We start from the raw sequence: 15,116 nt of genomic DNA, 5'->3' as shown, positions 1-15,116 counted from the left end.
ATAAATATACAGATAGCATCGAGGTGTTGAGAATGGAAGGATATCTTCATTTAAATAGCGGCCATTCCTATAAGGGCCAATGGCTGACGGATCAGCCTGAAAAGGATATAGAAGGGGAAATCGTTTTTTTTACAGGAATGACAGGTTATCAGGAAGTATTGACCGATCCTTCTTATAAAGACCAAATTATTGTATTCACATACCCTTTAATCGGAAATTACGGAATTAATGAATTCGATTTTGAGAGCAAAAAGCCTCATGCTGCTGGTGTTATTGTTTATGAAGGGAGCAGAAATCCATCACATTATAAATCCGCTTATTCACTTCAGGAATATTTGCAAAAATGGGATATTCCATTATTAGGGCATGTGGATACCCGCTCCATAGTAAAGAAAATCCGTTCCGAAGGCAGTATGCCGGCAAAAATGACCACCTCAAAAACAGCAGCTGCCGGATTGCTGCTGCCGAAGGATGATAAAGTCTGTAAAGTCTCATCCCAAGCTATAGAGAGCTTTGGAGAAGGAAACATTCATATAGTTGTCTATGATTTTGGTGCAAAAAAATCTATTGTGGACTCCCTGCTGAAAAGAGCGTGCAAGATTACATCAGTTCCTTACAATACAAGCTTCGCACAGATAAAAAATCTCAGCCCAGATGGTGTGGTGCTCTCAAACGGACCTGGAGATCCAAAAGAATTAATAAACATACTCCCGGAACTAAAAAAGGTGCTGGAGGTGTATCCGGCATTAGGAATTTGCCTTGGTCATCAGCTGGCAGCTTTAGCATTTGGAGGCAATACAAAGAAACTGTCATTTGGCCATAGGGGTGCCAACCACCCGATTGCTGATATGAAGAAGGGCACTGTCTTTATGTCATCACAAAATCACAGTTATGTGGTTGATGAAGAAAGCATCAAGGATACAGGGTTTAAAACACGTTATGTAAATCTTCATGACCAGTCAATTGAGGGACTTATGCATAAGGTCCTGCCAATCCATACGGTGCAGTTTCATCCGGAAGCTCGTCCGGGACCTGCGGATGGCGATTATATTTTTGATGAGTTTATGAACATGATTCAAGAGGAGAATAGGAGAGTTTTCGCTTATGCCTAAAGACACCAGCATCCAATCCATATTAGTTATTGGCTCAGGCCCGATTGTCATCGGGCAGGCAGCAGAATTTGATTATGCAGGAACACAGGCCTGCGCAGCATTAAAGGAAGAAGGTTATAAGGTTATTCTTGTTAATAACAACCCGGCTACCATCATGTCAGACAAAGCCTTTGCTGATCAAGTCTATTTCGAGCCAATGACTGCTGACAGCCTTGAAAAGATTATTAAGAAAGAACGTCCAGATGGCCTGCTTGCCACATTGGGAGGACAGACTGGATTGAATCTTGCTTTTAAATTGAGTGAATCAGGTGTGCTTGAACGGTATGGAGTGAAGCTTTTGGGCAGCAGTATTGAGTCCATTAAGAAAGGCGAAGACCGGGAAGCCTTTCGAAAACTGATGAACGAGCTTAACGAGCCTGTTCCTGAAAGCATTATTGTCCATGAAGTGGAAGAAGCTGTTCAATTTGCCCATGAAATTGGATTCCCCATTATCGTACGTCCAGCCTATACCCTTGGCGGAACAGGCGGGGGAATTGCAGGAGATTTTGATGAACTGACTTCTCTGGTGAAGGGAGGATTAAAAGAGAGTGCGATAAGCCAATGCCTGGTTGAGAAAAGCATAGCAGGATTTAAGGAAGTTGAGTACGAGGTTATGCGGGATTCACAGAATACGTGCATTACGATTTGCAATATGGAAAATATTGATCCCGTGGGAATTCATACCGGTGATTCAATTGTTGTCGCACCTTCCCAGACTTTAACTGATGATGAGTACCAGATGCTCCGGACGGCATCCATTAAAATCATTTCAGAACTGGGCATTATTGGAGGCTGCAACATTCAATTCGCCCTGGATCCGCATAGCAGAAATTATTACTTGATTGAAGTAAATCCAAGAGTCAGCAGGTCATCTGCCCTTGCTTCCAAAGCAACAGGCTATCCAATTGCCAGAATGGCAGCAAAGCTTGCAGTCGGGTATAACTTATCGGAGATCATTAATCCTGTAACAGGAGACACTTTCGCAAGCTTTGAACCAGCTCTCGATTATGTCATTGTTAAATTTCCAAAATGGCCTTTTGATAAATTTCCTTCTGCAGACCGCAGGCTCGGAACACAAATGAAAGCTACCGGTGAGGTAATGGGGATTGACCGGAATCTGGAGCGGGCTCTTTTAAAAGCCATTCATTCACTTGAAGTGAAGGGATATGATTTAAAATCCCCCGGCTTATCAGCTAAATCGATTGCTTCACTTGAGGAACTGCTGTTAAAGCAAACCGATGAGAGATTTTTTACCGTGATTGAATTACTCCGGAGAAATTACTCATTGGAAGATTTGCATACCATCACAAAAATAGATTATTTCTATCTCAATACACTTAATGAAATGGTAAAGATGGAAAGACAAATTGCTTCCTTAACACTTGATGAAGCAACAAAAGAGGAACTGCAGCTTTTTAAAGAAAAGGGCTTCAGTGATAAGTTTCTTGCCTTGGAATGGAAAGTGTCGGAGAAAGCAGTCAGGGAAAAACGGAAAGAAGCAGGCATTCTTCCTGCTTATAAAATGGTTGACACCTGTGCAGCTGAATTCGAAGCACAATCTAATTATTACTATTCCAGTTATTTTGGCGAAAATGAACAGGTGAAGAGTGATAAGAAAAAAGTTCTGATTATCGGAAGCGGCCCCATCAGGATTGGCCAGGGCATTGAATTTGATTATTGCTCCGTCCAAGGAGTCTTTGCGTTAAAGGATGAAGGCGTAGAGACAATCATGATCAACAATAATCCTGAAACGGTTAGTACGGATTATACAACAGCTGACAGACTTTATTTTGAACCGCTGATTCTTGAGGATATTCTGAATGTGATTGAAGCAGAAGGTATTTCAGAAGCCATTGTGCAGCTTGGAGGGCAGACAGCCCTGAATCTTGCGTCGGAACTGGAGGATTGTGGAGTTACCCTGCTCGGAACGGACTCAAAGACCATTGATGCATTAGAGGACCGCAAGCTCTTTTATCAGTTATTGGATGATTTAAATATCCCGAGGATAAAAGGTGATGTCGTCCACACAGAAGCAGAGTTAAAAGCAGCAGCCAAAAAGATTGGATTCCCGATTTTGGTCCGCCCATCGTATGTTATAGGCGGCAGAGGAATGGAACGTATTTCTTCTTCGTTCGAGCTGGAGCGCTATTTAAAGAAGGGGGATATCCCTTATCCTATATTAATTGATCAATTCGTCCATGCATTAGAAGCTGAACTTGATCTGGCAGCAGACGGAAACTATATCTGTGCACCTGCAATTATGGAGCATATTGAAAAAACTGGAGTGCACTCAGGAGACAGCATGTCAGTTCTCCCGCCTCAAAGTCTTTCAGAACAAGTAAAGAATAAAATGCTGGCCTATGCAAAAGCAATTGTGCAAAAGCTTCATTATAAAGGCCTTATGAATATTCAATTTATCGTGAATGGTGAAGAGGTATTAATACTGGAAATTAACCCGCGTGCAAGCAGAACGGTCCCTATTATCAGCAAGGTCACAGGCGTGCAGCTGGTGGAGATTGCGACAAAAATATTGCTTGGGAAATATAAATTGTCGAAAGATGAAATTCCGGCAGCAGGGAAACTCCCATTTGTATGTGTGAAATTCCCGGTCTTCTCGAATTATGCACTAAAGGGATTGGACAGCAAAGTGGGTCCTGAAATGAAATCTACAGGTGAGGGCATTTCGCTGGCACCAAATTATGAGGAAGCTGTCAGAAAGTCCTTCCATGCCAGCTTGAATGGTGTTAAGGGCAAATGTATTGTAATAGCAAATTCTTCAAATACAGACGAATTAACACATTATATTAATCAGGTGAAAGCTGTGCCGGTTCTTCTGACTCAAGACAATATGGACTGGAGTGCTCAGGAAACCTTTGCTTTATATAATCCCGGAATGAGTGAAGCAGATAAAAAAATGAGAGAAATGGGAACAAAAAACAGAATTTTGACTTTCAGTGAGAAGGAAACGCTTATTGCCTTATTAAAATCGATGACAGCAGGCGAGTGGGATGTTAATTCCATTGAAGATTGGCAGGGCGCAAAACATAATATGGGAGAAAAGGAAGTGGGCGTTATATGATTTCAATTCAGGAAGCGAAAAAGGGCTTAAATATAAAAGGAAAGGACCTTCTAACACTTGCCGACTTTACTGCAGACGAAATAAAGGGACTTTTGGAAAAAGCAAAGCAATTAAAGGAAGCTCATCTGCAAGGGGCAGAAACTTCTATCCTAAAAGGCAAAATTCTTGGCATGATTTTTGAAAAGTCATCTACCCGCACTAGAGTTTCCTTTGAAGCTGGAATGCTGCAGCTTGGGGGGCATGCCTTATATTTAAATAGCCAGGATCTGCAGCTTGGAAGAGGAGAAAGCATTGCGGATACAGCTAAAGTGCTTTCACAGTACGTTGATGCAATTATGATCCGAACGTTCTCCCATGATAAGATCCAGGAACTCGCATATCATGCAGACATTCCGGTTATTAACGGCCTAACAGATCTATATCATCCATGCCAGGCTCTTGCCGATCTCCTTACACTCGAAGAGAAAAATGGAGAGTTAAAAGGACAAAATCTGGTATATGTAGGTGATGGCAATAATGTGGCACATTCTCTAATGATTGCTTCTGCCAAGATGGGGGTAAATATCACGATTGCCTGTCCTGAAGGGTATGAGCCTGACCAAGGTGTGCTTAACCAATCATTGGAGTTTGCTGAATTAAGCGGTTCAAAGGTAATCATCACATCCAAACCTGAAGAAGCCTCTGCTAATGCTGATGCCATCTATACAGATGTATGGACGAGCATGGGCCAGGAAGCTGAAAATGACAAAAGGCTCAAAGACTTTGCTGATTTTCAGGTTAATGAATATCTTGTCCAAAAAGCCAAAAAAGATTATGTCTTTTTGCATTGTCTCCCTGCCCATCGCGGTGAGGAAGTTACAGCGGAGGTCATTGATGGAAAAAACTCTGCCGTGTTTCAGCAGGCTGGAAACAGACTTCACGTACAAAAAGCCATTCTTTCAGAGATATTATAATAATGAACAAGGCCTTCTCAGTTGTTGAGAAGGCCTTGTTAGTAAGATGAGAATAACACAAGAGGTCCAAAAGCATAACAATAAATCACAAAAATACTTCAGGATGACTTATCCATAATATTTACAATCCATTTCAGTGAAATGGGCGAAAAAGGCTGTGGTATACGTCAAGGCCTATTCAGGTTAGGATCCTATGCACCACCGCTTTGTATCAGCCTCACAATATACCCTATATAAGCCCGAATAAATGCTGGGCAATTTCCTGTGCCGGGTAGAAAAAGGATAGGCTCAGTAAGTTCCTGAATTTATCCCCAAATTCAGTATTTAGGAATGTCAGAAAATCAGCCGCAAATAAACCCGCACAATCCCTCCGTTTCAAATAAACATGAAGGCAGAATTCTTTTTCCATGCTTTAAATGACTGCCAATAGTTTCCCTCATGAGAGATGCAAGAGTGGAAATAATAATAAGTGATTTACGATTAAAGGAGGTATTGGGCATGGGGCAAAATAGACAATTTAAGCCTGGCCAGAAAGCGCCTAATAATGGAATTTATATAGAAATTGGCGAAACGGGAAGCAACGTCAATAATCCGCAAATGCTTAAAATGAGAGCTGGAGATCAATTCCCGGAAACATCCAATCATAACCGCATTTGGACATATAAAAGAAAGCCCTGATTCTGATTAATTAACTGGAAAATGGGGAAATAAGAAATAGAGCCATCCCATTTGCGGATGGCTTTTTGGATATGGTAATAGCTGAAAACTTTACATATGAAAAGATTGAATTATAATAAAATAAAAGGTCAAAAAAGGTCAAAAAGGGAGGTTCCATAATGGATATAAATCGGATGACAGAACGGCTTCAGGAAGGGTTAATGAATGCACAGTCCATAGCTGTCCGTGAGCAGCATCAGGAGGTGGATGAAGCCCATTTATTCCTGGCTTTACTGGAGCAGGAAAACAGCCTTGTTTCATTAATTCTGTCAAAAATGGAGATTCCGGCCGATTTCTTTCTTGATAAAATGCAGGAAGCAATGAGAAAGAAACCGCAAGTATCCGGTTCGGGAACGGAACAAGGAAAACTGTATATAACCGGTAAACTGCAGCGGCTGCTGGCAGAAGCAGAAAATAAAATGAAAATTTATCAGGATGATTTCATGTCAGTAGAGCATGTATTCCAAGCTGCTGCATCAGCGGATTCTGAAACTGCAGCTGTTTTAAAGACATACGGAATCAATCAGGAACAAGTGGAGCAGGCGATTAAGGAAATTAGGGGGAATCAGAGGGTGACATCGCAAAATCCGGAATCAACATATGAGGCTTTAAAAAAATATGGAAGAGATCTTGTTGCAGAGGTCAAGCAGGGAAAAGTAGATCCTGTAATAGGGCGGGATAGCGAAATCAGGCATGTCATTCGCATCCTTTCAAGAAAAACAAAAAATAATCCAGTGCTGATAGGGGAACCGGGGGTAGGCAAGACAGCTATTGTTGAAGGACTGGCACAGAGAATTGTACGTAAGGATGTACCTGAGGGCCTCAAGGATAAAACCATTTTTGCACTTGATATGAGCTCCTTGATTGCAGGGGCCAAATTCCGGGGGGAATTCGAAGAAAGACTAAAAGCTGTATTAAATGAGATAAAGAAAAGCGAAGGCAGAATTCTTCTTTTTATTGACGAGCTGCATACAATCGTGGGAGCGGGCAAGACAGAAGGAGCAATGGATGCTGGGAATATGCTGAAGCCTATGCTTGCAAGAGGCGAATTGCATTGTATTGGAGCTACCACACTTGAAGAGCATCGCAAATATATTGAAAAAGATCCTGCCCTCGAACGGCGTTTTCAGCAGGTATTAGTGCAGGAGCCGGATGCAGAGGATACAATCTCCATTCTCAGAGGACTGAAGGAGCGCTTTGAAATTCATCATGGAGTCAACATCCACGATCGTGCTTTAGTGGCTGCCGCAACATTATCAGACAGGTATATTACAGATAGATTCCTTCCCGATAAGGCTATTGACCTGGTGGACGAAGCCTGTGCAATGATAAGGACGGAGATTGATTCAATGCCATCCGAGCTTGATGAGGTTACAAGAAGGGTCATGCAGCTGGAAATAGAAGAAGCTGCACTAAGAAAAGAAAGTGATGAAGCAAGCAAGCAGAGACTAGGAGACCTCCAAAAAGAACTTGCCGAACTAAAAGATCAGGCAAATAGCATGAAAGCAAAATGGCAGCTTGAAAAAGAAGGAATCCAAAAAGTCCAGGAAAAGCGGGAGCAGCTGGAGATAATGCGCCGCGAACTGGATGAGGCCGAAAATAATTATGACTTGAATAAAGCTGCGGAACTTCGCCATGGAAGAATTCCTGCTATGGAAAAGGAATTGAAAGAGCTAGAACAAGCCGTTAATGAGAATCAAGGGGACAGGCTGCTGAGAGAGGAAGTCACAGAAGAAGAAATTGCTGGCATAGTGGCAAGATGGACTGGTATTCCCGTGGTTAAACTTGTTGAAGGAGAACGTGAAAAGCTCCTTCGCCTTGAAAGCATCCTTCAAGAACGAGTAATTGGCCAGGATGAGGCGGTACAGCTGGTGTCAGATGCTGTCCTGAGAGCCAGAGCAGGAATTAAAGATCCGAACCGCCCCATTGGTTCCTTTATCTTCCTGGGTCCAACCGGAGTGGGAAAGACAGAGTTAGCTAAGGCACTTGCACAGTCATTGTTCGATAGCGAAGAACAAATAATTAGAATTGATATGTCCGAATATATGGAAAAACACGCTGTATCAAGATTGATAGGCGCTCCTCCGGGGTATGTAGGTTATGAGGAAGGCGGTCAGCTGACAGAAGCTGTCAGAAGAAAGCCATATTCAGTAATCCTGCTTGATGAAATTGAGAAGGCTCACCCTGAAGTATTTAATATCCTGCTGCAGATGCTTGATGATGGAAGAATAACTGACTCACAGGGCCGCACGGTTGATTTTAAAAATACTGTTATCATAATGACTTCCAATATTGGCTCCCAATTCCTTCTGGAACGCTCTGCCAATGGGGCAGACATAACTGAAGAAACCAGAGACAATGTACTCGGACAGCTGAGAAGCCATTTCCGCCCGGAATTTTTAAATAGAGTGGACGAAATTATCTTGTTTAAGCCATTAACCCTCAATGAAATAAAGGGTATTGTACTAAAATTAATCACTCATCTTCAAGCAAGATTATCAGATCAGCATATTAAGTTAAGTATAAATGAGGATGCTAGAGAATATATTGCAGAAAACGGATTTGATCCTGTCTATGGCGCCCGGCCGCTCAAACGGTTTATCCAAAGGAACGTTGAAACGGGACTCGCCCGCAAAATAATTGCAGGAGAAATTAAAGATCACAGTGAAGTTATTATTTCCGCAGATAACGGCAAAATTGAACTGCTGGTAAAATAAGGACTTAAATGAAAAGAATCATCCTGAATAAACAGGATGACTCTTTTCATTTCCTGCAAAGGTGCAGATTAATGAATTCCCTCTTTTTCAACAGGACCTTCAGGAATGATGGAAGCGACAACAAAAATTAAAACAGTTGTTGCAACTGCCAAAATGGTGCCGGTTACAAAATCGTAAGACGTTCCAAGCATTGAGGAAACTACATACGTTAACATTTGAACAAGAAGGAAAGTCCAGAAAAATGTCCAAAAGAATCTCATCTATTTCACCTCTAACATAATTAATCCCTTTTCATATTAGCATAACCCATTAAAGAAATAAATTTATTTTTTCTCTTTTCAGCCCATTGATGAACTTGTCTAAAAGTAGGCAAATCTCCCTTTCATTTTAAGTTGGTATACATACAGTATATTATGAACAAACTTGCAAAGGAGTTTTACTATGGAAAGCCGGAACTTCCAGCTGGATACAGAATGGTGCATGATTCATTACCCAGATAAACCAAGTGGTTTCGGTATTCTGATTATTGGGGATGATCGGCACTTTGTTGACGCTAACTGCAGTTTTTGGACTCAAAATGAAGGGAAACATTCATTAATTAAGAAACTAAGACAAGATGGCTATACCATTTTTTATTCAAATCTATATGGAAGGCACTGGGGCAGTGATCGGGCTGTTGAGAAAGCTAAGTACTTGTATGAGCATATCCTGCGCACTGAAATTATAAACGAAAAGATTCATATTATTGCTGAGGGCATGGGAGCATTGGTTGCACTTAGATTATTGCATGAAATGGGTGATTTAATCCGTTCAGCCGTATTAATAAATCCTATTCTTTCATTAAAGCATCACCTTGAACAGGAAAGAGAGCATAAGTTCTTTTATAAGAAACTATTAAGAGAATTGGCAGTTTCATATGAGATAGAAACGGATAATATAGCGGATTTGCTCAGCAAACAAGAAAAAAACCTCACATCCGGCCTTAAAGTTCCCGTCAGAATCATTCAGGTTTTGGCCGGTGGCAGAGCTTACAAGCAATCGGATTATTTAAAGAAGCGATCAATTCAATGGGAAAATGAAAATTGCCCTATCTCTGTATTTTATATCCTCCCAGATAAAAAACAAAGAATATCCTCTCAAATGACAAGCTTCTTTAGAAAATATGAAAAAATCCTATGAAAATCTGCTGCAATTCAGTAAAGAAATAAGGACAATCCTTTGAGCATAGTATACAGTAATATGCTTCCGAGGAGGGGTGAAGATGGACAGGGCAGTCATCTTAGGAACATTTGAATTTATAGGGTTCAGCCTGTGCAAGTATCTTCTGGAACAGGGCTGCGAGATAGATGGAGTTCATTTTGGCAAAGAAGATGATGACGCTATAACTCACGAAAAACGGCTGACAATCGGACGGAATGCCAACTTTTATGAAATAAACTATAATGAATGGATCAAATCAGCAGAATTACAAAAAAGTGACACAATATTTATAGATATTTACGACTTATATATTAGGAATGGGATTGCTGCTTTAAGGGAGAAGGAGCTTATAGAAGGATTTCTTTTGAAAAACTTGGCTTTATTTCAAACCCTTCAGGTGAAAATTGCATTCCTGTTCCCTATTCAGTGGGTTAAAGACATGAGCAGAACACATAGCCGGCTGGAAGATGCTATTAAAGTCCTGAAAGAAAACGATATTTTCGTTTCCTCCTTTTACCTGCCTGTCATTTACGGTCCCTGGCAGCCTAAGGAATTTAGTTTTTACCAATCTATAGCGAAAGAAAGAGTAATAATAAGTGAGAGAGAATGGATACATGATGCGATTTTCATCGATGACCTCATTCTTTTTTTGTCAAGTGGTCCAGATAGGAATTCGGATGAGTCCTTTCTGCTAAAAAGCAATATCAAAGGGCACTGGCGTAAATGCGCTGATTATCTCTCCATTGACTATAATGAAAATGGGCGCAGTCCCGATTTGGCAATCGGAAAAGTAACTGAAAGGACGATTCATTGTTCAATTAATATCTCCGATGGTCTCGAAAAGCAAAGAAAACAATTTATTTCATTAGAGAGCCCGGATGGCTTGTAAATCGCAAAAAAATCTTTCCATTTAACATAAAGAAAAGGTAGAATTAAATTAGATTGGTAAATTAAACCGGTGATATGAAGTGAAAGACAGAGAGGCGGAGAAAAAGAAGATGCATAAGACATTAAAGAAATTAGGGATTCTTCTTTTGTGCCTTCTTTTATTGGCCTCCTGCAGACAGCCGATGTCTGCAGGGAAACTTGAGAAAGCTGGATTATTAGTACCCGATACTGTCAATGACCAGGTATGGGGGACCAAAGGCTATAAAGGCATGCTGAAGATTCAATCCCATTATGATATTGAGGTTTATTATAAAGAGGGTATGAATTCAGAGCTGGTTGTTGAAAGAGCTGTTAAAGAGTTAGACCAAAAAGGCGTGAACCTGATATTTGGACATGGCAATGAATACGCAGCATACTTTAATAATATTTCAAAAAAATATCCTGACATTCAATTCGTCAGCTTTAATGGCGATGCTCAAAATGAAAACACCACCAGTTTGAACTTTGAAGCATACGCTATGGGTTTCTTCGGAGGCATGGTTGCAGGGCATATGACGAAAACGAATAATATAGGAATATTGGCGGCTTTTGAATGGCAGCCGGAAGTAGAAGGTTTTTATGAAGGTGCAAACTATACTAATAAAAGCGTAAACGTGCAGATCCAATATGTCGGCAACTGGGATAATGATGATAAAGCCATCGCTCTTCTGGACAAGCTAATAGCCAATAAGACAGATGTTGTCTATCCGGCAGGAGATGGGTATAATGTTCCTGTCATCGAAAAGCTAAAAGAAGAAGGGCTGTACGCAATAGGCTATATTTCCGACCAGTCAGATCTGGGTGAATCGGTCGTCCTGACCAGTACAATTCAGCATGTTGATGTTTTATATGAACTTGTGGCAGAAAAATTTAACGAGGGTGAACTGGAATCAGGAAATCTGACATTTGATTTCGAGGATGATGTAATTTCACTTGGGAAATTCAGCCCTGACGTCGATGAAGAATTCAAAAAAGAACTCAATGCTGCCATTGAGCATTACAAAAAAACAGGGAAACTGCCTGAATAGTAATTACCATACATAGGAGGTACAGCAAGATGAACGAAAAAAACATGGAATTCATGCAAATAGCCATGAAATACCTGCCTGAAGCCAAACAGCAGCTCGATGAAGCAGGCATCGAATTATCCCTGGAAATGATCCAGCCATTCATGAACCTGTTCACAAAAGTCATGAACGAAGCCTACGAAATGGGCAAAGCGGATGCGTTAAATGGGAGTGAATAATAGGAAACCAGCCTTATTGGCTGGTTTTTGCTATTTATGACGTTAAGATAGGAAATCTTACAGAAGAGAGAGCTGAACTAAGAAGATCAGCGAGTAAACTTCTGGTTTATGATTTTAATATTACAAATAAAGAATACCGGGACTGCCGGTTAATGTACCTGTTAAAAAAGTAAAATCTGCGTATAAGGTATAATCCCGCCCCTACTTCTTCCAAAACATCTCCAGCAAAGGACCGGCTTTTTTCAGCAATGGCTTTAAATGATGGGCTGAGGTCATGATCGTATCAATGCTGACCATTAGTTCCTCTAAGTTTATGTTGTTCAGGATATTGTTGGCATAATCTTTATCGGAACTTTCACCTCCTTCATTAAATTCTCTGCGTTTTCCCCCAAGGAGCCAATCGTCAGCTTCATGAGCATTTCTACTTCTGCCTCCGAAAAGCCAGTCGTCTTTCCCCTGATTTTTTTCATCATCGCTGTCCAATTCAAAATTGCTTTCAGCTTGCTGATGGTTTTTCCTGACTCTTCCTCCAAATAAAAAATGTGTTAAAGGGTCTTCAGTATTTCCCATCTCTTTTTCATCCTTATCAAGCATGCAATTTACCTCCTTTCAGATGCCTATATTTCAGAATATGAAGAAAAATTCACTGGGTATAGACATTTGTGGAGTAATCATAAGGAAAGGTAAAAAGTGTTGCGTTTGTATATATTTATTTGATAAAATTAGTACCAAGTCATAATAATTGATATTAAATTTAGATAGAGACTGGATAAAGGACAGTAAAATTGAAAAGGGTGTGGGACTCCATGAATGCTGGAATTATAGGAATCGGAAGATATCTTCCTGAAAAAGTGGTTACAAATGCTGATTTGGAGAAAATAGTTGATACTTCTGACGAATGGATCCGGACAAGGACTGGAATTGAAGAGAGACGAATTGCAGATGACAGTGTAGAAACATCAGATATGGCCTATGAGTCAGCAATTAAGGCATTGGATAATGCAGGCATTGAAGCAGAGGAGTTAGACCTGATTTTAGTTGCAACGGTTACACCGGATAATCCCTTTCCATCTGTTGCCTGCATGCTTCAGGAGCGATTAAAAGCAAGTAAGGCGGCAGCAATGGATATTAGTGCTGCATGTGCAGGTTTCATGTATGGAATCATAACGGCAAAACAATTTATTGAAACTGGAACCTATAAAAACGTTTTAGTAGTAGGGGTAGAAAAGCTTTCAAAAATTACAGACTGGAATGACCGTAATACTGCGGTTTTATTTGGAGACGGTGCAGGTGCAGCTGTTATTGGGCCAGTCTCGGATGGCCGGGGAATATTATCATTTGAATTAGGAGCAGATGGCACAGGTGCAAAACATCTATACCAGGATGAATATATCATCATGAACGGGCGTGAAGTATTCAAATTTGCAGTTCGTCAAATGGGTGAGAGTTGCATCAACGTACTCGATAAAGCGGGATTATCCAAAGAAGACGTAGATTTTTTAATCCCTCATCAGGCGAATATCCGCATCATGGAGGCTTCCCGTCAAAGATTGGAACTCCCTGTTGAAAAAATGTCCAAAACAGTTGATAAATATGGAAATACGTCTGCTTCATCTATTCCAATTGCATTGGTGGAAGAGCTGGAAGCTGGTAAAATTAAAGATGGTGATTTGCTTGTGATGGTCGGCTTTGGCGGAGGGCTAACCTGGGGAGCCATTGCGATGCGTTGGGGAAGATAAGAACACCATTTAATATGGATGACTATTTATAAGGAGCTGCAATTATATGAATAAAAGAAGAGTTGTCGTTACAGGCATCGGAGCTGTATCACCGCTTGGAAATAATACAGAAACGACATGGAATAATATTAAGTCAGGTATTTCAGGGGTAGGACCGCTGACCAGATTGAATGCTGATGAGTACCCTGCTAAAGTAGCTGCTGAAGTAAAGGATTTTAATCCCGAAGATTTTTTTGATAAAAAAGATGCCAGAAAGATGGACCGCTTCACACATTACGCTGTTGCTGCATCCATGATGGCAGTTAAAGATGCAAACCTTCAGATTACAGATGATAATGCGCACCGCATCGGTGTTTGGATAGGTTCAGGCATCGGCGGAATGGAAACCTTTGAGAACCAATATGAAACATTTATGAAGCGAGGATACAGAAGAGTCAGCCCGTTCTTCGTGCCAATGATGATACCGGACATGGCAACCGGCCAAGTTTCGATTTATTTAGGTGCAAAAGGGTTTAACTCTTGTACAGTGACTGCATGTGCCACTGGTACAAACTCAATTGGTGATGCCTTTAAGGTTATTCAGCGAGGCGATGCCGATGCGATGATTTCCGGCGGAGCAGAAGCGCCAATCACAAAAATGTCTGTTGCAGGATTTTGTGCGAACACCGCGCTTTCAACAAACCCGGATCCTAAAACAGCAAGCCGTCCATTTGATCAAAATCGTGACGGGTTTGTTATCGGAGAAGGTGCGGGAATTGTAGTACTTGAAGAACTTGAACATGCACTTGCCCGCGGCGCAAAAATTTATGCAGAAATAGTAGGCTATGGTGCTACCGGGGATGCATATCATATCACTGCACCTGCTCCAGGCGGAGAAGGCGGGGCAAGAGCCATGAAAATGGCTATTGAAGATGGCGGCTTAAAGCCGGATGATATCGATTATATAAATGCTCATGGAACAAGTACCGATTATAACGACAAATTTGAAACATTGGCAATTAAAGAGGTGTTCGGAGAGCATGCCTATAAATTGGCAGTAAGCTCGACTAAATCAATGACAGGACATCTTTTAGGAGCTGCAGGCGGAATTGAAGCCATTTTCACAGTTCTGGCAATGAAGGAAGGGATCCTGCCTCCGACCATTAATCTCGAAAACCCAGATCCTGAATGTGATTTGGATTATGTTCCAAATGAGGCAAGGGAAAAAGAAATCAAAGCTGCAATGAGCAATTCACTGGGCTTTGGCGGTCACAATGCAACAATTGTCTTTAAAAAATATGAATAAAAATAACAAAAGCTGATTTAAGGGAATAACCTTTCCTTAAATCAGCTTTTTGTTTTGATCAACAAATTCCTTATATCTACATATTATCGAGTAAAGGGAGGT

The 15,116-nt window shown here is 40.9% G+C and carries 13 protein-coding genes; 11 read left to right on the top strand and 2 right to left on the bottom strand.

Going from position 1 to position 15,116, the window contains the following annotated elements:
- The first annotated feature begins 32 nt into the window (after nt 1–32).
- The 5 genes from NSQ49_RS05765 to clpB all read left to right on the top strand — a co-directional run bounded on the left by NSQ49_RS05765 (nt 33) and on the right by clpB (nt 8,617).
- The gene (locus NSQ49_RS05765; protein WP_159868829.1) at nt 33–1,112 is read left to right on the top strand and encodes a carbamoyl phosphate synthase small subunit; all 1,080 of its coding nucleotides are present in this window, start codon (nt 33–35) and stop codon (nt 1,110–1,112) included.
- Nucleotides 1,105–4,230: a carbamoyl phosphate synthase large subunit gene (locus tag NSQ49_RS05760; protein ID WP_251283057.1), complete on the top strand. Its 3,126-nt coding sequence runs from the start codon at nt 1,105–1,107 to the stop codon at nt 4,228–4,230. The genes NSQ49_RS05765 and NSQ49_RS05760 overlap by 8 nt, the downstream gene beginning before the upstream one ends.
- The gene (gene argF / locus NSQ49_RS05755) at nt 4,227–5,183 is read left to right on the top strand and encodes an ornithine carbamoyltransferase (protein ID WP_251283058.1); all 957 of its coding nucleotides are present in this window, start codon (nt 4,227–4,229) and stop codon (nt 5,181–5,183) included. The genes NSQ49_RS05760 and argF overlap by 4 nt, the downstream gene beginning before the upstream one ends.
- A gap of 498 nt (nt 5,184–5,681) precedes the next feature.
- Nucleotides 5,682–5,861, top strand: a complete 180-nt coding sequence (locus tag NSQ49_RS05750) for a YjzC family protein (protein WP_048010977.1) — start codon at nt 5,682–5,684, stop codon at nt 5,859–5,861.
- 158 nt (nt 5,862–6,019) lie between these two features.
- On the top strand, nt 6,020–8,617 hold the full coding sequence (clpB, locus tag NSQ49_RS05745) for an ATP-dependent chaperone ClpB (RefSeq protein WP_159868821.1): 2,598 nt from the start codon (nt 6,020–6,022) through the stop codon (nt 8,615–8,617).
- 68 nt (nt 8,618–8,685) lie between these two features.
- Here clpB and NSQ49_RS05740 read toward each other — a convergent pair whose 3' ends face one another.
- Nucleotides 8,686–8,877 carry a DUF2929 family protein gene (locus tag NSQ49_RS05740; protein ID WP_159868818.1) on the bottom strand — a complete coding sequence of 64 codons (192 nt, stop codon included), beginning with the start codon at nt 8,875–8,877 and terminating at the stop codon, nt 8,686–8,688.
- A gap of 181 nt (nt 8,878–9,058) precedes the next feature.
- Between NSQ49_RS05740 and NSQ49_RS05735 the strand changes: the two genes are divergently transcribed.
- The 4 genes from NSQ49_RS05735 to NSQ49_RS05720 all read left to right on the top strand — a co-directional run bounded on the left by NSQ49_RS05735 (nt 9,059) and on the right by NSQ49_RS05720 (nt 11,990).
- Nucleotides 9,059–9,796: a serine aminopeptidase domain-containing protein gene (locus NSQ49_RS05735; RefSeq protein WP_159868815.1), complete on the top strand. Its 738-nt coding sequence runs from the start codon at nt 9,059–9,061 to the stop codon at nt 9,794–9,796.
- A gap of 82 nt (nt 9,797–9,878) precedes the next feature.
- Nucleotides 9,879–10,706: a hypothetical protein gene (locus NSQ49_RS05730; RefSeq protein ID WP_251283059.1), complete on the top strand. Its 828-nt coding sequence runs from the start codon at nt 9,879–9,881 to the stop codon at nt 10,704–10,706.
- Between the two features lie 109 nt (nt 10,707–10,815).
- Nucleotides 10,816–11,772, top strand: coding sequence for a BMP family ABC transporter substrate-binding protein (locus NSQ49_RS05725; RefSeq protein ID WP_159868809.1), 957 nt, complete (start codon nt 10,816–10,818; stop codon nt 11,770–11,772).
- 29 nt (nt 11,773–11,801) lie between these two features.
- Nucleotides 11,802–11,990, top strand: a complete 189-nt coding sequence (locus NSQ49_RS05720; protein WP_159868806.1) for a ComZ family protein — start codon at nt 11,802–11,804, stop codon at nt 11,988–11,990.
- Nucleotides 11,991–12,191: 201 nt separating this feature from the next.
- Here NSQ49_RS05720 and NSQ49_RS05715 read toward each other — a convergent pair whose 3' ends face one another.
- Nucleotides 12,192–12,584, bottom strand: a complete 393-nt coding sequence (locus NSQ49_RS05715; protein WP_251283060.1) for a hypothetical protein — start codon at nt 12,582–12,584, stop codon at nt 12,192–12,194.
- A gap of 212 nt (nt 12,585–12,796) precedes the next feature.
- Between NSQ49_RS05715 and NSQ49_RS05710 the strand changes: the two genes are divergently transcribed.
- Nucleotides 12,797–13,729, top strand: coding sequence for a beta-ketoacyl-ACP synthase III (locus NSQ49_RS05710; RefSeq protein ID WP_251283061.1), 933 nt, complete (start codon nt 12,797–12,799; stop codon nt 13,727–13,729).
- Between the two features lie 46 nt (nt 13,730–13,775).
- On the top strand, nt 13,776–15,014 hold the full coding sequence (gene fabF, locus NSQ49_RS05705) for a beta-ketoacyl-ACP synthase II (RefSeq protein WP_251283062.1): 1,239 nt from the start codon (nt 13,776–13,778) through the stop codon (nt 15,012–15,014).
- The last annotated feature ends 102 nt before the right edge of the window (nt 15,015–15,116 follow it).

This window comes from Cytobacillus sp. FSL R5-0377 (genome assembly GCF_038004385.1).
In the GTDB taxonomy this organism is placed as follows: Bacteria; Bacillota; Bacilli; order Bacillales; family Cytobacillaceae; genus Cytobacillus.
The sequence above is the reverse complement of the archived record's forward strand: the minus strand, read 5'-3'. Positions and strand labels throughout refer to the sequence as shown.

What these genes read in the sequence shown, in the direction of transcription:
- NSQ49_RS05765 (WP_159868829.1), top strand. Translation starts at nt 33, where the DNA reads ATGGAAGGATATCTTCATTTAAATAGCGGCCATTCCTATAAGGGCCAA.
- NSQ49_RS05715 (WP_251283060.1), bottom strand. Translation starts at nt 12,584, where the DNA reads ATGCTTGATAAGGATGAAAAAGAGATGGGAAATACTGAAGACCCTTTA.
- NSQ49_RS05740 (WP_159868818.1), bottom strand. Translation starts at nt 8,877, where the DNA reads ATGAGATTCTTTTGGACATTTTTCTGGACTTTCCTTCTTGTTCAAATG.
- NSQ49_RS05730 (WP_251283059.1), top strand. Translation starts at nt 9,879, where the DNA reads ATGGACAGGGCAGTCATCTTAGGAACATTTGAATTTATAGGGTTCAGC.
- NSQ49_RS05735 (WP_159868815.1), top strand. Translation starts at nt 9,059, where the DNA reads ATGGAAAGCCGGAACTTCCAGCTGGATACAGAATGGTGCATGATTCAT.
- fabF (WP_251283062.1), top strand. Translation starts at nt 13,776, where the DNA reads ATGAATAAAAGAAGAGTTGTCGTTACAGGCATCGGAGCTGTATCACCG.
- NSQ49_RS05710 (WP_251283061.1), top strand. Translation starts at nt 12,797, where the DNA reads ATGAATGCTGGAATTATAGGAATCGGAAGATATCTTCCTGAAAAAGTG.
- NSQ49_RS05750 (WP_048010977.1), top strand. Translation starts at nt 5,682, where the DNA reads ATGGGGCAAAATAGACAATTTAAGCCTGGCCAGAAAGCGCCTAATAAT.
- NSQ49_RS05720 (WP_159868806.1), top strand. Translation starts at nt 11,802, where the DNA reads ATGAACGAAAAAAACATGGAATTCATGCAAATAGCCATGAAATACCTG.
- argF (WP_251283058.1), top strand. Translation starts at nt 4,227, where the DNA reads ATGATTTCAATTCAGGAAGCGAAAAAGGGCTTAAATATAAAAGGAAAG.
- clpB (WP_159868821.1), top strand. Translation starts at nt 6,020, where the DNA reads ATGGATATAAATCGGATGACAGAACGGCTTCAGGAAGGGTTAATGAAT.
- NSQ49_RS05725 (WP_159868809.1), top strand. Translation starts at nt 10,816, where the DNA reads ATGCATAAGACATTAAAGAAATTAGGGATTCTTCTTTTGTGCCTTCTT.
- NSQ49_RS05760 (WP_251283057.1), top strand. Translation starts at nt 1,105, where the DNA reads ATGCCTAAAGACACCAGCATCCAATCCATATTAGTTATTGGCTCAGGC.